Source organism: Aneurinibacillus thermoaerophilus, assembly GCF_900099925.1.
Classification (GTDB): Bacteria; Bacillota; Bacilli; order Aneurinibacillales; family Aneurinibacillaceae; genus Aneurinibacillus; species Aneurinibacillus thermoaerophilus.
Map to the genome: position 1 here is coordinate 17,712 of NZ_FNDE01000017.1, position 19,531 is coordinate 37,242.

Consider the following 19,531-nt stretch of genomic DNA (forward strand, 5'->3'; position numbering starts at 1 on the left):
AAACGTGGCTATTTGATGAATCAATACTTACCACAAGGAAAAGAGGAGTGAAGAATACGCGTATTTTCTACTCTAAATTCTGGAAAATCAACAGCCGTATTTTAGAATAAAGCTTATACGAAACGTACAAAATGAGAAAGAAAAATTTTTGTAACGCGGGGCTTGCAAAATGGAAATAAAGTATATATTATAATAATTGTGTTAGCACTCATTTGTAACGAGTGCTAACAACTATACTTAACAGGGAGGTTGTTTTCAGTGTTAAAGCCATTGGGTGACCGTGTGATTGTAGAACCTATCGCAAAAGAAGAAACAACTGCTAGCGGAATCGTGCTTCCGGAAACAGCGAAAGAGAAGCCGCAAGAAGGCAAAATTATTGCTGTAGGAAACGGCCGTTATGAGAACGGTGAGCGCGTAGCTTTGGAAGTAAAAGAAGGCGATCGTGTTATCTACTCCAAATATGCTGGCACTGAAGTAAAATATGGCGATAAAGAATTGTTAATCATGCGTGAAAGCGACATTCTCGCGATTGTTGAGTAATCACTGAGAACGGCACTTTCATAAGTATCTGAGTTTTTCACCGTGCAGGTATCTATATAAAGACTACATAAATTAGGAGGGCGAACAGAATGGCGAAAGAAATTCGTTTTAGCGAAGAAGCGCGCCGCGCGATGCTTCGCGGTGTTGATACGCTTGCTGACGCAGTAAAAGTAACTCTCGGACCGAAAGGCCGCAACGTGGTACTTGAAAAGAAATTCGGTTCTCCGCTTATCACAAACGACGGTGTGAGCATCGCGAAAGAAATCGAGCTTGAAGATCCGTTCGAAAACATGGGTGCACAGCTTGTTAAAGAAGTTGCGACCAAAACAAACGATGTAGCGGGTGACGGTACGACTACTGCTACCGTTCTGGCTCAGGCGATGATTCGCGAAGGTCTGAAAAACGTAACAGCGGGCGCAAACCCAATGGATGTTCGCCGCGGTATTGACAAAGCGGTTCGCAAAGCGGTTGAAGAACTGCATGCTATTTCCAAGCCGATCGAAGGCAAGGAGTCTATCGCACAAGTTGCTGCAATCTCTGCTGCTGACGAAGAGATCGGCCAGCTGATTGCAGAAGCTATGGAAAAAGTAGGTAAAGACGGCGTTATCACAGTTGAGGAATCTAAAGGTTTCACAACTGAACTTGATGTTGTAGAGGGTATGCAATTTGACCGTGGATATGCATCTCCGTACATGATTACGGATACTGACAAGATGGAAGCGGTGCTTGAAAATCCGTTTATCCTGATTACTGACAAGAAAATCTCCAGCATCCAAGATATCTTGCCGATCCTTGAGAAAGTTGTACAACAAGGCAAGCCGCTTCTGATCATCGCTGAAGATGTAGAAGGCGAAGCGCTGGCAACGCTTGTTGTCAACAAATTGCGTGGCACATTTACTGCGGTAGCAGTTAAAGCCCCTGGATTTGGTGATCGCCGCAAAGCGATGCTCGAAGATATCGCGGTATTGACTGGCGGTCAAGTAATCACTGAAGACCTCGGTCTTGACCTGAAGACAGCTTCTCTGCAACAACTTGGTCAAGCCGGCAAAGTTGTTGTAACGAAAGAAAATACAACAATTGTAGAAGGCGCTGGTGACAAAGCGAACATTAATGCTCGCGTGAACCAAATCCGCGCTTCTATCGAAACAACAACTTCTGACTTTGACCGTGAAAAACTGCAAGAACGTCTGGCTAAATTGGCTGGCGGCGTAGCAGTTATCAAAGTTGGTGCGGCTACTGAAACTGAATTGAAAGAGAAAAAACTGCGCATCGAAGACGCGCTGAATGCTACTCGCGCTGCTGTTGAGGAAGGTATTGTAGCTGGCGGTGGTACTGCGTTTGTAGCTGTTTACAATAAAGTAGCAGAAGTTGAAGCGGAAGGCGATGAAGCTACTGGCGTACGCATCGTTCTGCGCGCTCTTGAAGAGCCGGTACGTCAAATTGCTGCCAACGCTGGCCTTGAAGGTTCTGTTATCGTTGAGCGCCTGAAACAAGAAGAAGTAGGCATCGGCTTTAATGCGGCAACTGAGCAATGGGTGAACATGATCGATGCTGGTATTGTTGACCCGGCGAAAGTTACTCGTTCTGCGTTGCAAAATGCTGCATCGGTTGCGGCTATGTTCTTGACAACAGAAGCGGTTGTAGCCGACAAGCCAGAAAAAGAAAAAGCAGCTCCTGGCATGGACGGAATGGGCGGCATGGGCGGAATGATGTAATCATCGTCACAAAACCTTGGAACACTGGGTTCTCCTGGTGTTCCTTTTCTTTTTTTGACCACATTTTGACCACGAAAAATCATAAATTTGTTATAAAGCTTCTCATTAGTTCGCTGAACTTTTGAGAAGCTTTTTCCTCCAAATTTTTAGTCATATGAGCGTAAATATTCATAGTCGTTTCAATATCTGTATGGCCAAGACGTTGCTGAATTTCTTTGATACCGACTCCTGCTTCAATAAGTAAGCTTGTATGCGTATGTCGTAGAGAATGAGGTGTTACATGTTTATCGATTTTTGCGATTTTTAAAAGGCGTTCCATTCTAAGTTCCCCTTTTTTCATGACTTCGGGGTATCCATTTGGTTGAGCAAACACAAAATCATTATCATGGTACTTGTCCCTCGTTCTCAACTTTATTTCGTTTTGTTCAGCTTTGTGTTTCTTTAAAAGAGCCATGACATTTGGATCCATTTTGATTGTTCGAATGGAGCCACTTGTTTTAGGAGGTAACAGTTTATATTGACTTTCATTGTTTCTGGGGTTATGCAGGGTTTTGGTAATAGAAATTGTATGTTCTTTAAAATCAATATCTTTCCACTGTAATGCGAGCAACTCCCCGAGCCTCATTCCGCTATATGCTAAGGTCGAAAAGATAACGTAATCCATATACAATCCATGTTCTTTAGCTGCTTTTAGAAATCTAGCCAATTCCTCTTTTTCCAGAAATTTTTGGCATTCTCTATATCCTCTATAGTCTTTTTCTGCTTAGGAACTTTTGTGTATTCAGTAGGATTGGACTTAATCAACTCCAATTCCATCGCTTTTTTAAAAATCATTCTGCCTGTTGTATGAATGCCGTCCAAGGTGTTGTCTGCGTACCCTTTTTTCTTTAAGTCTATAAGCATGTCTTGATACATTTTTCGCGTAATATCCTTTAGCTTCAAGTTTCCAAAGTACCGTAATAAGTGTCCCAGCTCATGTTTTCTCACGCGAATGGTGCTTATTTGGCGGTTTCACTGTACATGGCTAGCCATTCTTCCGCGAAGTCTTTAAAAAGTATATCAGCGTCTTTTATATAAGTACCACTATTTATTTCTTCATATAATTTGGCAGCAGCTATTGCGCCTCTTTTTTAGTTTTAAATCCTCTTCTTGTCGTTGTTTTTCTCTTTCCAGTCGCAGGATCGATTCCGACATCCATCTTAAACATCCATTTTTCGCCGTCTTTTGTTTTGTATTTTTGGAATGAAGCCATTCGTATTATTCCTTTCGAATTTTTTGTTATGAGCAAATACTATGCTGCTATCCAATAAGCAACACCTCCTTTAAATTAGGAACGTACGTTCGATTTGATAGTTAAAATTTTTTAAATAAACCAATTCTTTTGGTATGCTATGTATTTCTGCTATGTCATATATGGTGACATCTGTGCCTCTTTACTGGTAAATAACTTCGTCTGGGAGTAACAATTCAACAGCAAAAGTATTTGCTTCTACTTCCAATTTTTCAACGGAAAATAAAGTGTTAGCTCTTAAAAAAGGGGTGTTAGATTTGGGATGTAGTACAGCATGTCCAAGTTCATGGGCACATACAAAACGTTGCATCATTTCATCGAGTTGATTATTAAGATGAATGAATTGAATCCGTTTGTATGAACTATAAAATCCAAAGGTGGTTCCAAGCTCCGCGAATAAGATAATGATATTTTTTTCTTTTGCAATCTGAAAAGGATCGTTAGATTTATGTTTTTTAATCAGTTGCCTAACTATTTCTTTAATTCCTGTCATTCCCCTGACCCCCGTGTTTTATTTATTTTCTATATTTTTTAGGGGTAAATTTCTTCTTAGCAATTCGCTTAGCAAGCCTCATGGAGTTCTCCAAAGAAATTTTGATTAGCTCTTTAGTTTCCTCGTCCATTGGCTCGCCGTCATACATCAGTCCTTCTTGGCTTTCAAGACTATCCATTATTCTTTGTAAATCCTTTGCGATGTCTTTTTCATCTTTTTTTGTTAGTTCAGGTAGTTTTGAATCCCAATCCGATTTTTCATTAGGCTCATCTGTTCTACCCAATAAATAGTCTGTTGTAACCCCGAAAATCTCAGCAAGTCGAGCTGCCATTTCAGCACTTAGATTACGTTTTCCTTTTTCAATATCGTAATAATATTGAGCTGATATTCCTAACATTTCAGCTACTTTAGTTCCACTGATGTCTTTTTGTCTACGAATTGAGCGTATTCGAGATTTCTCCACAATTATCACCCTTTTTAAACTATTTGCTGATTTAATTTTATTATTTTAAGCTTTATAATTCAATAAGCAAATAGCTTAAAAAATGAGTAAAGACAAGAAATATTAAGCAAATAAGAGAAAAAACAAGCAATTTTGAACAGGAGACCTTTGATATCGAATGATGGAATACCGCATCGCGATTCCGCATTGCTATACGTGGATGGCTGCCGGGGACAAGAAGTTATACATCGAGTACATCAAGGGATATATCAAAAGCAGCCATCCCGGTCTAAAGCCGGTGAGAGTTGAGGGGAAATATGTTATTTGCATCAAGAAATAGTTCATACAAAAAGGGGGTGAATTATTGGCGAATCCTCAAATTGAAAACGGCTTTATCAAAATCGCCAACGAGCTTTGGGACGAAATTTTACGACGGAATTTCACCAAACGCCAGCAAAACATCATCATGTTTATATGGCGGATGTCTTATGGGTGTGGCCAAAAAGATTGTGTCATTGACAAATTCAATTATTTTGAGCTGGCCGGTTTGGATAAATCGGACATAAAAAAAGAGTTGAAATATTTGAAGATGTGCAACGTGATCCACTGGGACGAGGAAACAATGACTTTTGCAATCAATAAAAATTACGATTTTTGGCAAATAAACCCTAACAAAAATTGGGATGACGATAAATTTAAAAAGCTGATTGCATCGAATTTGCAACGAAAAAAAGTTGGTGAAATACCAACGAATGAAGAGGATGGGGTTGGTAAAATACCAACACTTTATCACGATGAAGTTGGTAAAACACCAACAATCGAGTTGGTAAAATACCAACCTCAAGAGGCCTCGATGCCTAGAGGGACAAGCGATTCGAGCTCCTTAAATACAATATTAAATACAAATATAAATACTACTAGTACTACTACAATAGAGCCAGCTATTTTGTTTGAGCAATGTTTAACATGGTTATCTCCTATCCAAAGGGATCGGTTGAATAAATGGGTTGATGAATTTGGCGGAAATAAAGAAATCGTTAATTTAGCCATAAGGATAGCGGACGACAGTAACAAACGGAATTTTAACTTTGTGAACTTTTTGCTGAACGAATGGCATAACAACAATTTGAAAACGGTCGAGCAGATTCAAACATACGAGCGACAAAAATTTAATCAGGCAAAAAAGAGAACTGGAAAAACAAAAGTAACAGAAAAACACGGTCGCGATGTACCAGATGACTTTGTATTTGACATTAACGCAGGAGAGGATTGGCTATGATTGCAGAAAAAGCACTGCTAGGGACGTTTCTAAGGCACAACTACTTGCTAAAGGACACAACACTAAAACCGGAACAATTTGAAGACACTCGTCATCAAAAGCTTTTCAAAACCATGCTGCAGCTCACAAGAAAAGGGAAGCCCGTCGATGTCGTCACGTTATCGACGGTCCCTTACCTCGAAGAGCTTGGCGGCATCTCATATATCAATGAACTGGCTTCCTTTGCCGATGCTGAAAAAATCGAGGAATACGAGGAGCTTGTTTTAGAATCCTGGAAGGAACGGGAGAAAAACAATATCCTAACGCGGGCGATTCAGGAAGGATGGGAGATCGGAAAAGTCATTGCGTCGTTAGACGCGATCAACGAAGCCGAAATGGATGACCATGCTTCCATAGCTGACCTATTGGCTGATATTTACGAAGCACCTTGGCAACCGCAGGAAACGAGAAGAGGCGTCCCGACTGGCATTGCTCAATTGGATAGAACAACGAACGGATTCCAGGACGGAGAAGTGACCGTTATCGCGGCCCGTCCTTCAATGGGAAAAACGGATGTCATGATTCACCTAGCAAAACAAGCCGGATGGCAAGGGTATTTGCCGATTGTGTTTTCACTTGAAATGCCGAGCAGAAGCATTACGGATCGTCTAATTGCTTCTACGGGCCGATTCAATCGAATGAAGATGCGGAACCTTTATAAGGGTCTAACGGATGAACAGAAAAAGATGTGGCTGACCATCATTGGCAGAGTGGCAGACACCAACATTCAGATTTTTGACGGTGCCGGCCAAACCATCATGGAAATGAGAGCGAAAACAAGGAAAATGGTTCATAGCTTTCCAGATAAAAAGCCTGTGATATTCATAGATTATTTGACTTTGATACGGCCAGCAAATTTTTACGGCGGCAGTGCACGTTTGCAGGTGACAGAGATATCAAAGAGCTTGAAAGCAATGGCCAAAGAATTCAATTGTCCGGTCATTACATTAGCGCAGCTGAATCGTTCGGTTGAACAACGAGCGGACAAGCGTCCAGTGATGTCCGATATCCGTGAATCGGGTTCGGTGGAACAAGACGCAGACCTCATCATCTTCCTGTACCGTGAAAAGTATTACAACAAGGAAACGGACGACGACACGTTAGAGCTTATCATCGCTAAAAACCGAAACGGCCCGGTTGGAACGGTTCGCGTTAAGTACAACGAACATACAGGAGAGATTATCGATGACTACGGTCAGAGAGCTGTATGAAGAGAGCATCCGATACGAGGAAAAGACACTAGCCCACTACATACTGCACTTGCTTCAGGAAGGGAAAGTGTCACTCGAGGATGATGCCGACTCCCTCGATTTGACGCAAGCCGATCACGAGAAGGTTGCGGCAATGATTTTGCAAAATCAGCTAGGATTCAGCGATATAAGGATTTTCTCCCTCAAGTATGACAATAAACAGTTTGCTTTCATATTCGCAGCAAATGAGGAAGAAGCGATTGAGTTTTTCCAGAAGATATTCAAGCGTAATCCATATAACTGTCACGAATATCCGTTAGATTTTCCGATGTCACGTGGAAATGAATTTCTCACGTTCCGGGATATGAAAAAAGAGTATAGCCGTTTCCCGGCACTGGCTGGATTTTATGAAAGGAGGTAAGGCAATGGGCATCCTCTACGAAAAAGTTCAGCTCACAAAGGAACTCAAACGTCAAATGATGATTCGACAATTAATCGACATGGGCATTACGGAATATAAAGGCCGATCCATCTATGACTTGGGCTATTACACATTGCGTTATGTGCTTGCTATGGAGAAGTTCATTAGAGAAATGGATGATGTCAAAAGTTTATTAGATGAATCGCAAAACTAACACGCTCGAAATCTCAAATTTTGGCTTCTGTGGCGTTTTTCTTGCGATGGTAATAGGAAAGTATCCGAAAGTGAAAAAACGCCGTGCAGGGCGAATATGGGCGTTTGATGAAATGGAGGTGAAAACGAATGGGCGGAACAGGAATCATGATTAAATACGTCGGTGCGGAATGTCCGATTTTCATTAAGGTGGCTGAACATGAAATAAAGGATATGGAGGACCGCTTTTTCGATTCGGCAGTAGTCGGTGTGGATAAAATTTTTCCTATCGTAACAGAAAAAGACGTTTGGTTTATCAACTTGGAACACGTGGAATATGTTCGGTTTATTCACGAGCAATAACTAACTATAACTAAACGAGGTGAAAAGGGGTGGATAAAGTTATTGAAATCCCCAAAAATCCTTGTTTCATTTGCAAAAAGCGAGAAGCCACACGACTATGTGATTTCGTGATTGACTATATATGGACAACAATGAAAGACGAGAACGGAAGAATGATCGGCCATATGCACGACACATGTGACATGCCGTTATGTGAATTTTGCGCATACAAAACAGGTCATTTGATTTTTGCCCACACCATGCAAATATGCTGAATGATTTAAAGCCGAAAGGTTGGCCTAAGTGGAAAAAACAATGGTTGAGGTGAGAACTAATGGATTTAGCTAAACTTTTTCAGTTGCAACGCCAGCTAGACGAACACATCGAGCGAGAACATCCAAGACAAGAAGGCGAGGACAGGCTGGCAAAGAAAATCCTTGCTCTTCTCGTTGAGCTTGGCGAACTTGCGAACGAAGCTAGATTTTTCAAATATTGGAGCAATGACCAAGAGCCGAGAATAGGAATTCCATCAGTACATTATGACGAAAAATTAGGTCATGACGTTGTTGAGTATGTTGGACCAAATCCACTCCTTGAAGAATACGCAGACGGTCTTCACTTTGTTCTGTCGATTGGGGTGGAATTGAAATTGTATGAATACACCAACGTTGACAGTATCAGATCAACAAATCTAATCGAACAATTTATGTCTATCATCTATTGGCTACATCAATTGCATTGGTCGATTGAATTCAAAGGCAACTGTATTTACGAATACAACGTTTTATGCGCTTACTTTTTTGGTCTCGGTGAAATGCTCGGCTTTTCTTGGCAGGAGATCGAAGAAGCGTATATGCAGAAAAACGCCGAAAACCATTCACGCCAAGAACGCGGATATTGAGGTGAAATGACGTATGACCACTGTATTCAACAGGTGGATAACGGTTGTTTTAGGGTGGTTTATAGGAATGGCTTTGGGACTCGATATTGAGAAGTTACTTTTAACGATGATTTTAGGGTACTTAATTCTCTTGGAATTGAGGTTGGATGAGCGAAACTAACACACGGCGGTGTCGGCTCACCAACGACGCTTGTTGAATGATTGATGAAAGGATGGCAGTTTATGAGATTCGTAGGCATTGACCCATCAACGAAAACGGGGCTCGTCATTCTCGAAGACAACAAGGTACATACAGCCATAGAAATCACATCAAAAGAGGAAAGGGACCCACACAGATTTATGGATATTGCTCAAACCGTAAGGAAGTACATTACAGAACACGATGTTATTTGTATTGAAGGTTTTTCTTACAACTCCAAGGGATCTGCGGTTAGCGTTCAATATGGCATTGGTTGGATACTTCGTTCAGAACTTATTAGAGCTGGATTTGATTATTATGATGTCTCTCCAACTGTAGTTAAGAAATTCGCTACAGGCAAGGGGAATACCAAGAAAGAAGAAATGGTTTTGCCAATTTATAAACGCTGGGGATTTGAGCATAGTAGCGATAATGTCCGTGATGCGTTTGTGTTGGCGCAAATCACCAGAGCTTTGAGTGGACAAGTTGAATTAACAAAGTTTCAAAAAGAAGCTTTGAGTAAAATCTCGTAAAATTCAGATTTTTTATTTTTGATGTTGAGATTTAAAAAATTTGTAAATTCTTATTTTTTTGTTGACAGAAAAATGGATAATATAGTAATATTATTTACGTAATTGCGTAATTACGAAATTATCAAATTAAGTAAATTAAAATTTTTTTAAATTTAGTAGTATGGGGGATTTACAGATGATTGATTTAAGAAGTGATACATTGACTTTACCTACTGAAGAAATGCGCGAAATTATTGCAAATGCAACTGTTGGTGATGATTGTTATGGCGAGGATATGAGTGTTAATGAATTAGAACAATATTGTAAACAAATATTTGGTGTGGAAGATGCGTTATTTGTTCCAACAGGTACAATGGCTAATCAGTTGGCGATAAAGACGCAAGTAAGTGAAGGTAATGAAGTAATTACCGAAACAAATTATCATATAAACTTTTACGAAAGTGCCTCAGTTGCTATTTTGAGCAGTGTAGTTCTTAATACATACAGAACTGTCGATGGAATTCTAAAGGTGGAACATGTTGAGGAATTAATTCATTCTAAACCGAGAGGTGCCTTCTATGCTCAGCCTCAGCTAGTTTCAATTGAAAACATATAAATTACCATCAGGGTAAAATATTTCCTATAGAGGCGCTTAAGCAACTGTATGAATTTACGAGAGAAAAGAATATGTCTTTACATATGGATGGTGCGCGATTGTTTAATGCTCATGTAGCAACTAATATTCCCTTAAGTTATTACGCAAAGTTTGTGGATTCACTGAGTGTATGTTTTGCAAAGGGACTTGGGGCACCTTTTGGCTCGATGCTAATGGGGAAAAAAGAGGTGATAAATAAAGCTAGAATTTACCGAAAGCAACTTGGAGCTGGGTTTCATCAGATAGGTATGTATGCAGCTGCGGCACTTTATGCGTTAAAAAATCATATACCTCGTTTGCTTACAGATCACCTGTTAACTAAAAAATTAGCGATTATGTTGTCTAAAATAAAAGGTATAAATATTGATCCTAGTGCTGTTGAAACTAATATGATTTTCTTTAATGTAAGTAATTTCAATGTAAATTCATTTGAGTTTGTGGACAGATGCAAGGAAAAAGGGCTGCTATTATTTCCTTGGTTACCGGATACAGTAAGAATCGTAGTAAGTAGGAATGTCAATGATAAAGATATATATGATGCGGCGGATATTATTGAGTCAGTGTGTAAGGAGCTAACTAGGGGGATAGTGTATGTTTCATAAAGTTAGTGAGGGGATTTTAAGTTTTTATATAAGGATTTTTAACTCTATAGGTTTTTTTGTCTATGTACCATTACTTTCACTATGGTTAGTTAAGTTAAAAGGTTTAGATATTACAGAAGCAAGTGTAGTGATTGCTATTTTTACCTTCATATCTAAAGCAGGGAGTGCAGTGGTTGGTGGTATTATAAATAAACTAGGGGTAAAAAAAAGTTTGCTTATAGGGCTTTGGGGTTCTGCAGTTTTGTTAAGCATACTGGTCATAATTGATTATTATATTATTATTCTATTCATGGTTTTAATGTTAGGAATATTGATATCTATTTATAATGTGAGTTTGAAAACACATATCTCTTTATTAGAGGAAGATAAAAGGTTACATGCATTTGCCTTATTAAATATAGCTGTTAACATTGGAGCATCAATTGGACCTTTTCTAGGAGGATTAGCTTTAGACTGGAATCCGCTTGGTATATTAATAATAGCTATTATTTGTTACTTATTGGCGGGGGCTCTTACGTTATTATTGCCAAATATAAAAGTAGAGGAATTGGAACAGAATTTGAATATTCTACAGTTTATAAAAAATAGAAAATATAATCGTCATTTTCTGATATTTTTAAAGTTCACAGTTTTTTCAGGGGTTTTTTGGTTTTTGTATTCACAAATATTTACTACTTTTCCTGTAGTTGTTTCGAAAGATTTCTCCGGAAAAACTATTGGTTTGTTTTTTACTATTAATGCTCTAACTGTAATTTTATTTCAAGGTATTTATCCAAAAATACAACCTAAATTTAAAATTGAAAATTGGTATTTCTTTTCGTTGGTATTAATTGGAATATCTTATTTTTTAATATGGATTTCCCGTAATTTTTTAATAATTTCTATTAGTATTATTATTTTTAGTATTGCTGAAATTATTTGGGTTCCTACAATTGATAGTCAGGTGGTTGCTAAGAAAGGAGATTTAAGTTCATCTTGGGCATTTGGTTTTTCAGGAGTATTTTGGGGAATATGGGAATCGATAGGTGGTTTGATTGGTCTGAATATATATAAGTACTTTGGTCAGCAAACATTTTTATGTTTTACAATAATATGCGGTGTAATTCTTGTTGTTTATATTTTTGGGATGACAAATTCGAGTGTAACTTTTTTTGTTAAAAAGCAAGGGGTTAAGAGAGAGGAGTTATGATGATGAAGAATTTGTTGTTTATTGAATCAAATACGACTGGTACAGGTGCTAGGGCAATGAAAATTGCAAAGCAATTGGGCTATCAAATACATTTTTGGACGGTTAACCCGCAACAATATAAAGCAATTGTTGATGATAATCCATTAGAATTAGCGGATAAAGTAACAGTGATTGATACTTATAATATCGATTTAATGAAAGAAGAGTTAGAACGTTCCAATGTAAATTTTGATGGAATCCTTGCTTTTGATGATTATCATTTAATCCCAGCTGCTGAATTAACAAAATTTTTAGGATTAAAAGGTCATAATATTGAATCATTGAATAGAGTACGTTATAAGCATTTAACAAGAAGCTATCTTGCAGAACATAATTTTAGAGATTTTTTACAACCCTCTTTTCATATAGTAAATTGTCTTGAAGATTTGATAGATTTGAAAATTCAATTCCCATGTGTAATAAAACCTGTGGATGATAGTGGAAGTAATGGAGTATCTATCTGCCAAAACTATAATGATCTAGAATCATCTTTACTTGCTGAGTTACAGAGACAGCATAATGAACGTGGATATAAATTAACAAGGAAATGGTTAATTGAAGAATTTATTAAGGGACAAGAATTTTCAGCTGAAATGCTATATACTACTGGCGGTTGGAAATTGGTGTCTGTTACTAAAAAAGAAACTTATGGTTCTCATGCAGTTGAATGTGGACATGTCACTGGACCGGAAATAAATCCTATTTACGATTTAGAGGAAAGATGTAAAAAACTTCTTGATATTTTAGGATTAAATTATGGTGCGGCACATATTGAATTTTTCATAAGTGGTAAAGATTTATATTTAGTAGAAGTCAATCCTAGATTGGCTGGTGATTGTATACCTGAGTTAGTAGAAATATCTACAGGAGTTGATATGGTTAAACACATTGTTTTACAAGCAATTGGTGAATTAACAGATATTAACATTGTAAAACAAGGTTATGCGGCCATCAAGTTTATATTACCTTTTGAACGAGGTATTTATACAGATGTTAGAGGAATCGATGAAGCACAAAGTGTAAAAGGTGTGAAAAGAGTGAGTATAGTACAATTACCATTTAGAGCTGAGAGTATTAAAAGTAGCTATCAGAGATTAGGGTTTGTTATTGCAGAAGGTGATAGTATGGAAAAGGCTATACATTTTACACAAACAGCTATAAATATGCTAAAGTGGAGTGTTGTATATGAATGAATACGTGGTTATTTTAGGGGCAAGCCGCTACGGAGTGGAAGCAGCATTCAAGTGTGGTTTTAAAACGGTTGTAGTGACAGATAGAAATTCAAGTATTAGCACTGAAATTTCAAAAATAGCTGAGGCTGTGTTTTATGTTCAGGATATAGAAGATAAGGATCATGTACTGTTAACAGTAAAGAAGATAATTAATTTGTATGGGGATGTTGAGTTAGTGTTAAGTTTTACTGAATTAGGATTAGAAACAGCTGCTTATATTAGCGAGAAACTTAATTTAAAAACAAATTCTCTTGAAACAGTAGTAAAGACAAGAAATAAAGGTCTAATGCGTCAAGTTTTACAAACGGACCCTGAATTACGATTAGATGTAATAAGTGGCAAAGTATCTAGCTTTCCAAGAAAATTTCCATATTTAAGACCAGCAATAATAAAACCACTTGATGGATTTGGAAGTAAAGGAGTATGTTATATCTCTAATCAAAATGATTGGGAACAATGGTTAGAGGCGAATCAAGATAGTTCTAATGAATGGATATTAGAGCCTTATATTAATGGTCCAGAATATAGTGTAGAAACGGTATCATCTAATGGTAATCACTTAATTTTAGGAATAACTGAAAAACAAACAACCGGAAAGCCTAATTTTATTGAGATTGGTCATATTGTACCTACGCAATTAGAAAATGATAAAGTAGAACAAATAGAACAACTAACAATTAAAGCCCTCAACTTGTTAAATATACAATATGGCCCTGGACATATTGAAATAAAGTGGGATCTTGAGGAAAATAAGCCTGTTATTATTGAAATACATACTAGACCGGGAGGAGACTTTATTCCTTATTTACATCAATTGTCATCCGATTTAAATCAATATGAATTAGGTATTTTATCTTATTTTGATGAAAAGAGTATAAATGTGAAGCCTATTTATAAAAGAGCTAGCTTAGTAAAATTTCTAACTTTTCCTGAAGGCATTTTACAGCAAGTATCTATAGAAAAAGAAATTAATAAAGACTATATTAAAGATTGGGCAGTTTATTATAAATTAGGTGATTATATAAGAAAAACAACAGATTCATATACACGATCTGGACATGTAATTGTTTCTTCATCAACAGTGGAAGAAAGCAAAAGATTATGTGACAATTTTATTAATAATCTAAAATACAAAATTATCAAAAACAAGGAAAGTATGTGATATTACATGGCTGTATATACAATAGAGAGTGTAAATAGTAACTGTAAAGTGGAAATTGCAACATCTTCTTTATTTGAAATGATGGCATGCTTAAGGAAATGCTACATTTTGTCAGGTAGGATTGACTGTGAACCGTATCTTCCTACCGTTAGATTTGATGATTTTTTCAAAAAAAATGAGAAGTTGATCAAAAAATTTTATGGTAGGTATGAGTATGGGGCGCAGTTAGCGGAGTTTTTAGTTGGAATATCTGCTCCACATACATTTAATAATTTGATGGAGTATATAAACAATGTATCAAAATACGAGTTTTTATACTATTTGTTTGGTCGGTATATATCTAGGGAAGAAGTAGAGTTTTTATTGAATAATTCAACGTCTCCGCTTGATGATATTCGTAACAAGATAACATCCCTAGGGGGGCTAATTAATCCTGAGCAGCTTGAATTTGCTGAACATTATAATCAATTTTTTGCTGAACTAGTGTATCTTTGGAAAAGTTTTTACAAACACTGTTACTTTGATTTGGAATCAAAACTCGGATCTCTTTGGGATATAGCTAATAAACGATTAGCAAAAGATCTGAAACATTTAGGGATCGAAAAAGTGGTTAGAAAGTTGTTGTATGATTATAAAGTTCCAGAACAGTTTCCTAATAAGGAAACTAAGCTAATAAAATTTTACCCTTCTTATTTTGTATCACCAAAATTCATTTTGATTTGGGGATTTGGTGAGCTCCATATAATCTATGATTTAAAGCATTATATAAACGAAAACGATATTTACTTTGAAGAAAATAAAGTCAATATATTGAATTATGATCAGAATAAAATTAATCATGTTTCAGATATTGCAAAGTCGTTATCTGAAGTTGTTAGAATTAAAATATTGTTATTTATAGCAAATGAAGAGAAAATAAAATCACAGGAAATTGCTGATAAATTAAATATTACCCCAGCAACTGTTTCAAGACATTTAAGTCTTCTTAAACAATCGAATCTCATTTTTGAACATAAAGAAAATGGTTACAATATTTACGAAATAAATGAAAAGGAAATAGAGCGCTATTGTTCAATATTAAAAGATATGTTAGGTATAAAAAATGATTAGAATTATTACAATTTTAGTCAAAATGCGGAGGAATAATATAACATAGTATTTCGATCTCTCAAACAGTGTATCCCATCGCTAAAGAAATTCATCTTTGTTATGTTTTATATCAGTAGCGTTGCATAAAATAAAATACATTATAACACCGTTTTCTCAATCATATTTTAGGTTTAGTGAAAATAGAAGATAACAGACTAAAGGTGGTCATCATTATTTGGTAATAAATGTATTTCTGCGGTTAAGTCCAGAGCTCTTACAATTAGAACTGGAGCTCTGACAATAAAAAAACTAGGACTTCTCCCGGCTTGGAAACAATGGGTCAACTACATTATAACACACGGGAGGGGTCCGAGTGGGCAAACGGTTTTATCAACTGTCTTTTTTGCGTGATACGGACGGAGAAAAAACAAAAGAAGCAGTCGAGGCAGCACTTGAAAAATATCGCATATATATGTTGACGGTTCCGGACGAATTCCTGCCACGCGTGACGCAAACGTACTCTCTCGTGCCGCCAAGCAACACGAATGCTTTTCATTCATCAACAGAAAGCGCGGCAATCAAAAAAGCAGACTTCGAACGAGAACGCGACGAGTACATGGAGAGAATACGCCGCGCGGTGAATAGATTGAACAAAACAGAAAGGGAATTGATTATCAAGCGATATATGTCATTTGAGGAGAGTTATGATTACGAAGTTTACAATGAAATGGGAATTAGCGAATCAAAGTTTTATCGTATTCGTGAGAAGGCGTTTTATAAATTGGCTTTTGCTTTACGGATTGAAGTATACAAAGAAGAAGAGGCACCTGTTTAGGTGTCTTTTTTTGTTGATTTTTGTCGTCGTTTTTTGGTGGAATTTGTCTATGGTAATATATACGAATCAATTTCATAACTCAAAGCCCTTGAACCGTAAGGTTCAATAGACATGAAAAAAAGGAGTACCTCCCAAAATCTCGAATAGAGTAGTTGCTCAGACAACTCAATGAGAAAGGTTGGTCTCCTCATGTACTCTATTCGCCAAGGACATTTATTTTCCCTGCAAGACTTATTAGATTTAGAACCTACTGAGCGCTACACAGCAATTTTTGAAGGCATCAATATTATGCCTCTGCTTAAAATTGTGTCTAAAAAAGTATGCGAAGGTGCGCCTCAATCGCTTAATTATCCAGCAATGATTTATTCCCTGTTTGCTCGTATTCTAGAAGGTATTCCAACCATTAAACTTCTTGTTCGTCGCTTGAAAACCGATGTTCTTTTTCGTTTGGATTGCGGATTTTCTTTTTTTGATCGAGTACCATCTGAAGCTTCTTTTTCCCGTTTGATTCGAAGAATTAAATCCTCCAATGTGCTCGATGAAATAAATCATGCCCTTGTTTTACAAGCTGTTGAAGAAGGCTTCATTGATGGCAACCACATTGCAATTGACGCTACCGATGTAGAAGCGCGAGACCAAGCTCCACAAAAAGAAGAAGTTGAAGTGCAACAACCCGTCAAAGAGCCGAAAAAACGGGGTCGTAAGAAAAAAGAAGCCTATGAAGCATGGAAAAAAGAACAAGAAGAAATCGAAAATCATCTTCCTCTTTTTGAACAGAAAATCGAAAAACAATTGGACTACACCTTCGGTGAACTCCAAAAAGAAATGCCAAACGCTCCTCGGTGGGGAATTAAGAAGAACTCCGAAAATAAAAATGTTTTCTGGTATGGCTACAAACTCCATCTAGCTGTAGAAACCAAAAGCCAGTATCTTTTAGCTCACTTGCTTTCGTCAGGAAACATGAATGATGCTAAAGCTGCTATTCCCCTGTTAAAAGGAGTGGCTGAGCGTTTTCCTTTTCTCAATATCACGAAAGTGATGGCGGATGCTGGATATGACTACAATCCGATTTATGAACAGATTTATCGCATGAAAGCGGACGGTATCATTGCTTATAATAAGCGGAATGAAGCGCCACCTATCGGTGTCGACAAGTATTTTGCACCGACATGTGTTCGTGAACACTCCTATCGATATGACAGTTATGATGCAAAATATGAAACACTCAAGTATACAAGACCAAAGGAATGCAAAGGTTGTCCGTTAGCTGACGACACGCTGTGCCAAAAGGTCATTAAAATCAAAAAGACAATAGACTTACGCCGTTATCCTGCTCCTGCACGCGGAAGTAAGACATGGAAAAAGCTTTATAAGGAACGCACTTCTGTGGAGCGAGTCAATGCCTACTTAAAAGAATATTTTCAGCTTAATAATGTCCGATACCGTTCTGGAGAGTTGGCAAAAGTTCATGTCGATTTGCTGTGTCTATTGTTTAATGCTTCTAAATTAGCTGTAGATCGTATCAATACCAAATTAAACGATAAAGCTGCTTAGTAGGACACGACCTCCGGTCGTTAAAAAAAATTAAATACGGAAATTCTGCAGGTATTGAAGTTTTTAGAAAGCAATTATGAAATTGATTCAATTGAATATCTCAGAAAATATGTTTTAAGCCGGGATGACTTGTATTTTGATGACGAAATGATTGAGAACTGTATTAAGTTCGGGGAAAAATGGTATTTTCCATTACAACCGTTCCAAAAGTACAACCGTTCCAAAAGTTCTTAATCGCATTCGTCTTTTTATTTTATAAAAAAACCGACGTGTCTTTTACAGGAAACATTTGTGGATGTTAGGCCGTGGTGGAGGTAAGAACGGTTTAATTTCCGTTCTCACTCACTTTCTAATAAGTGAGTTGCACGGGATTAAGGAATACAACATATCCGTTGTTGCGAATAGCGAAGAACAGGCAAAAACGTCTCCAGATGAGGTTCACAAAACAATAAAACGTCACGAAATACTCCAGAAGGCTTTTAAAACAACACTAACGCAAACCGTATCAATAAAGACAGGAAGTGTATTGAAGTTCCGTACTTCAAACGGTGAAACTAAAGACGGTTTGCGTGATGGTGCTGTTGTATTTGATGAAATTCATCAATACGAAAGCAATAAAGATGTAAGGGTGCATATCTCGGGTCTCGGTAAGAAGCCAAATCCTCGTGAATTTTATATTGGCACTGATGGTTATGTCCGTGATGGATTTTTAGACAAACTAAAAGAAAAAGCTATGAAAGTGTTAACCGGTGAAGCAAGACCTAATGCTTTGTTCCCTTTCATTTGCAAGTTAGATGACGAGAGTGAAGTCGATGATCCATCTAATTGGGAAAAAGCAAATCCGATGTTGAGTGAGCCGAGAAGCGAATATGCTCAAGGTTTGTTTGAAACAATTAAGGAAGAATATGAGGACCTTGAAGATGACCCAAGCAATCGTGAAGAATTCATGACTAAACGCATGAATTTGCCGGTCACGGACTTGGAACGCTCAGTAGCCAAATGGGAGGAAATCCTAGCGACTAATCAACCAATGCCAAACTTGTTAGGTCGAGAATGTATTGGTTGTTTAGACTTTGCGAGCATTCGAGATTTCGCGGCATGCGGTTTGGTATTTAAGTATGAAGGTAAATATCCTTTCATTACCCACTCTTTCGCGCGAAAAGAGTTTGTTGATAAGTATTACAGTTATTCTAAAAAACATGATGCTGAAATGGCTGGTAAACGTAAATTCGCTCCGATAAGAGAGTGGGAAAAACAAGGATTGCTTACGGTTGTAGATGAACCCACTATAAATCCTCAACATATCGTGAATTGGTTTGTTGAAATGCGAAAATATTACAATATCAAGAAAATAGTTGGAGACAATTTCCGAATGGAAATATTGAGAACGTTACTTGAACAAGCAGGATTTGAAGTAGAAGTTAAAAGAAGTTGAACTTCTGACTAAGTTAGATGATTCTATAGTTGATATCTACATGACAAAAGCCAAAACAACAAGGGAAGACATAACACAAAAAGTCGAAGAAGAGACTTGGTTTACGGCAAGCGAAGCTGTAGAAATTGGTTTTGCGGATAAAATATCAGAATCTGAACCAACAACACCAGCTACTAATTTGATATAAATCAATAGATGATGGGC

At 37.3% G+C, this 19,531-nt stretch carries 21 protein-coding genes and 3 pseudogenes; 21 read left to right on the top strand and 3 right to left on the bottom strand.

Going from position 1 to position 19,531, the window contains the following annotated elements; translation table 11 throughout:
* Positions 1 to 258: 258 nt before the first annotated feature.
* Positions 259 to 540: a co-chaperone GroES gene (groES, locus tag BLR88_RS09985; RefSeq protein ID WP_057899961.1), complete on the top strand. Its 282-nt coding sequence runs from the start codon at positions 259 to 261 to the stop codon at positions 538 to 540.
* 89 nt (positions 541 to 629) lie between these two features.
* On the top strand, positions 630 to 2,255 hold the full coding sequence (groL, locus tag BLR88_RS09990) for a chaperonin GroEL (RefSeq protein WP_057899960.1): 1,626 nt from the start codon (positions 630 to 632) through the stop codon (positions 2,253 to 2,255).
* Positions 2,256 to 2,334: 79 nt separating this feature from the next.
* Here groL and BLR88_RS09995 read toward each other — a convergent pair.
* The 3 genes and pseudogenes from BLR88_RS09995 to BLR88_RS10005 form a co-directional block, all read right to left on the bottom strand.
* A pseudogene (locus tag BLR88_RS09995) lies at positions 2,335 to 3,507 on the bottom strand (tyrosine-type recombinase/integrase).
* A gap of 70 nt (positions 3,508 to 3,577) precedes the next feature.
* Positions 3,578 to 4,039, bottom strand: a pseudogene (locus tag BLR88_RS10000) (ImmA/IrrE family metallo-endopeptidase).
* A 22-nt stretch (positions 4,040 to 4,061) separates the two neighbouring features.
* Positions 4,062 to 4,502 carry a helix-turn-helix domain-containing protein gene (locus BLR88_RS10005; protein ID WP_091260571.1) on the bottom strand — a complete coding sequence of 147 codons (441 nt, stop codon included), beginning with the start codon at positions 4,500 to 4,502 and terminating at the stop codon, positions 4,062 to 4,064.
* Between the two features lie 157 nt (positions 4,503 to 4,659).
* Between BLR88_RS10005 and BLR88_RS19525 the strand changes: the two genes are divergently transcribed.
* The 19 genes and pseudogenes from BLR88_RS19525 to BLR88_RS10085 all read left to right on the top strand — a co-directional run bounded on the left by BLR88_RS19525 (position 4,660) and on the right by BLR88_RS10085 (position 19,514).
* A complete protein-coding gene (locus BLR88_RS19525; RefSeq protein ID WP_175493593.1) occupies positions 4,660 to 4,821 on the top strand; it encodes a hypothetical protein in 162 nt (53 codons plus the stop codon).
* 24 nt (positions 4,822 to 4,845) lie between these two features.
* The gene (locus tag BLR88_RS10010; protein WP_091260572.1) at positions 4,846 to 5,760 is read left to right on the top strand and encodes a replication protein; all 915 of its coding nucleotides are present in this window, start codon (positions 4,846 to 4,848) and stop codon (positions 5,758 to 5,760) included.
* Positions 5,757 to 7,010, top strand: a complete 1,254-nt coding sequence (locus BLR88_RS10015) for a replicative DNA helicase (protein ID WP_254778286.1) — start codon at positions 5,757 to 5,759, stop codon at positions 7,008 to 7,010. Before BLR88_RS10010 ends, BLR88_RS10015 begins: the two co-directional genes overlap by 4 nt.
* On the top strand, positions 6,985 to 7,410 hold the full coding sequence (locus BLR88_RS10020) for a hypothetical protein (RefSeq protein WP_091260574.1): 426 nt from the start codon (positions 6,985 to 6,987) through the stop codon (positions 7,408 to 7,410). Before BLR88_RS10015 ends, BLR88_RS10020 begins: the two co-directional genes overlap by 26 nt.
* A 4-nt stretch (positions 7,411 to 7,414) precedes the next feature.
* Entirely contained in the window at positions 7,415 to 7,624 is a 210-nt protein-coding gene (locus BLR88_RS10025; RefSeq protein WP_091260575.1) for a hypothetical protein, read from the top strand.
* Entirely contained in the window at positions 7,608 to 7,778 is a 171-nt protein-coding gene (locus BLR88_RS19530; RefSeq protein WP_175493594.1) for a hypothetical protein, read from the top strand. Before BLR88_RS10025 ends, BLR88_RS19530 begins: the two co-directional genes overlap by 17 nt.
* A complete protein-coding gene (locus tag BLR88_RS10030; protein WP_091260576.1) occupies positions 7,753 to 7,965 on the top strand; it encodes a hypothetical protein in 213 nt (70 codons plus the stop codon). Before BLR88_RS19530 ends, BLR88_RS10030 begins: the two co-directional genes overlap by 26 nt.
* A 313-nt stretch (positions 7,966 to 8,278) precedes the next feature.
* Positions 8,279 to 8,845 (top strand): dUTP diphosphatase, encoded by a 567-nt coding sequence (locus BLR88_RS10035; protein WP_091260577.1) that lies wholly within the window; start codon positions 8,279 to 8,281, stop codon positions 8,843 to 8,845.
* A gap of 222 nt (positions 8,846 to 9,067) precedes the next feature.
* Complete coding sequence (locus BLR88_RS10040) at positions 9,068 to 9,556, top strand: crossover junction endodeoxyribonuclease RuvC (protein ID WP_091260578.1); 489 nt, start codon at positions 9,068 to 9,070, stop codon at positions 9,554 to 9,556.
* Positions 9,557 to 9,731: 175 nt separating this feature from the next.
* Complete coding sequence (locus BLR88_RS20125) at positions 9,732 to 10,151, top strand: threonine aldolase family protein (RefSeq protein ID WP_254778288.1); 420 nt, start codon at positions 9,732 to 9,734, stop codon at positions 10,149 to 10,151.
* Between the two features lie 44 nt (positions 10,152 to 10,195).
* Entirely contained in the window at positions 10,196 to 10,792 is a 597-nt protein-coding gene (locus BLR88_RS20130; RefSeq protein ID WP_254778294.1) for a threonine aldolase family protein, read from the top strand.
* A complete protein-coding gene (locus tag BLR88_RS10050) occupies positions 10,782 to 11,981 on the top strand; it encodes an MFS transporter (protein ID WP_091260579.1) in 1,200 nt (399 codons plus the stop codon). The genes BLR88_RS20130 and BLR88_RS10050 overlap by 11 nt, the downstream gene beginning before the upstream one ends.
* Positions 11,982 to 11,983: 2 nt before the next feature.
* The gene (locus tag BLR88_RS10055; RefSeq protein ID WP_091260580.1) at positions 11,984 to 13,213 is read left to right on the top strand and encodes an ATP-grasp domain-containing protein; all 1,230 of its coding nucleotides are present in this window, start codon (positions 11,984 to 11,986) and stop codon (positions 13,211 to 13,213) included.
* Positions 13,206 to 14,414, top strand: coding sequence for an ATP-grasp domain-containing protein (locus BLR88_RS10060; protein WP_091260581.1), 1,209 nt, complete (start codon positions 13,206 to 13,208; stop codon positions 14,412 to 14,414). Before BLR88_RS10055 ends, BLR88_RS10060 begins: the two co-directional genes overlap by 8 nt.
* Before the next feature lie 6 nt (positions 14,415 to 14,420).
* Positions 14,421 to 15,524 (top strand): ArsR/SmtB family transcription factor, encoded by a 1,104-nt coding sequence (locus BLR88_RS10065; RefSeq protein ID WP_091260582.1) that lies wholly within the window; start codon positions 14,421 to 14,423, stop codon positions 15,522 to 15,524.
* 352 nt (positions 15,525 to 15,876) lie between these two features.
* Entirely contained in the window at positions 15,877 to 16,338 is a 462-nt protein-coding gene (locus BLR88_RS10070; RefSeq protein ID WP_254778290.1) for an ArpU family phage packaging/lysis transcriptional regulator, read from the top strand.
* A 189-nt stretch (positions 16,339 to 16,527) separates the two neighbouring features.
* On the top strand, positions 16,528 to 17,892 hold the full coding sequence (locus BLR88_RS10075; protein ID WP_091260583.1) for a transposase: 1,365 nt from the start codon (positions 16,528 to 16,530) through the stop codon (positions 17,890 to 17,892).
* A gap of 54 nt (positions 17,893 to 17,946) precedes the next feature.
* Positions 17,947 to 19,324, top strand: a pseudogene (locus BLR88_RS10080) (terminase TerL endonuclease subunit); the annotation flags it as partial.
* 43 nt (positions 19,325 to 19,367) lie between these two features.
* Entirely contained in the window at positions 19,368 to 19,514 is a 147-nt protein-coding gene (locus BLR88_RS10085) for an ATP-dependent Clp protease proteolytic subunit (protein WP_254778292.1), read from the top strand.
* Positions 19,515 to 19,531: the final 17 nt, after the last annotated feature.

What these genes read in the sequence shown, in the direction of transcription:
- BLR88_RS10065 (WP_091260582.1), top strand. Translation starts at nt 14,421, where the DNA reads ATGGCTGTATATACAATAGAGAGTGTAAATAGTAACTGTAAAGTGGAA.
- BLR88_RS10055 (WP_091260580.1), top strand. Translation starts at nt 11,984, where the DNA reads ATGAAGAATTTGTTGTTTATTGAATCAAATACGACTGGTACAGGTGCT.
- BLR88_RS10040 (WP_091260578.1), top strand. Translation starts at nt 9,068, where the DNA reads ATGAGATTCGTAGGCATTGACCCATCAACGAAAACGGGGCTCGTCATT.
- BLR88_RS10030 (WP_091260576.1), top strand. Translation starts at nt 7,753, where the DNA reads ATGGGCGGAACAGGAATCATGATTAAATACGTCGGTGCGGAATGTCCG.
- BLR88_RS19530 (WP_175493594.1), top strand. Translation starts at nt 7,608, where the DNA reads ATGAATCGCAAAACTAACACGCTCGAAATCTCAAATTTTGGCTTCTGT.
- BLR88_RS10020 (WP_091260574.1), top strand. Translation starts at nt 6,985, where the DNA reads ATGACTACGGTCAGAGAGCTGTATGAAGAGAGCATCCGATACGAGGAA.
- BLR88_RS10015 (WP_254778286.1), top strand. Translation starts at nt 5,757, where the DNA reads ATGATTGCAGAAAAAGCACTGCTAGGGACGTTTCTAAGGCACAACTAC.
- BLR88_RS10085 (WP_254778292.1), top strand. Translation starts at nt 19,368, where the DNA reads ATGACAAAAGCCAAAACAACAAGGGAAGACATAACACAAAAAGTCGAA.
- BLR88_RS10075 (WP_091260583.1), top strand. Translation starts at nt 16,528, where the DNA reads ATGTACTCTATTCGCCAAGGACATTTATTTTCCCTGCAAGACTTATTA.
- BLR88_RS10035 (WP_091260577.1), top strand. Translation starts at nt 8,279, where the DNA reads ATGGATTTAGCTAAACTTTTTCAGTTGCAACGCCAGCTAGACGAACAC.
- BLR88_RS19525 (WP_175493593.1), top strand. Translation starts at nt 4,660, where the DNA reads ATGATGGAATACCGCATCGCGATTCCGCATTGCTATACGTGGATGGCT.
- BLR88_RS10050 (WP_091260579.1), top strand. Translation starts at nt 10,782, where the DNA reads ATGTTTCATAAAGTTAGTGAGGGGATTTTAAGTTTTTATATAAGGATT.
- BLR88_RS10060 (WP_091260581.1), top strand. Translation starts at nt 13,206, where the DNA reads ATGAATGAATACGTGGTTATTTTAGGGGCAAGCCGCTACGGAGTGGAA.
- groL (WP_057899960.1), top strand. Translation starts at nt 630, where the DNA reads ATGGCGAAAGAAATTCGTTTTAGCGAAGAAGCGCGCCGCGCGATGCTT.
- BLR88_RS10025 (WP_091260575.1), top strand. Translation starts at nt 7,415, where the DNA reads ATGGGCATCCTCTACGAAAAAGTTCAGCTCACAAAGGAACTCAAACGT.
- BLR88_RS20125 (WP_254778288.1), top strand. Translation starts at nt 9,732, where the DNA reads ATGATTGATTTAAGAAGTGATACATTGACTTTACCTACTGAAGAAATG.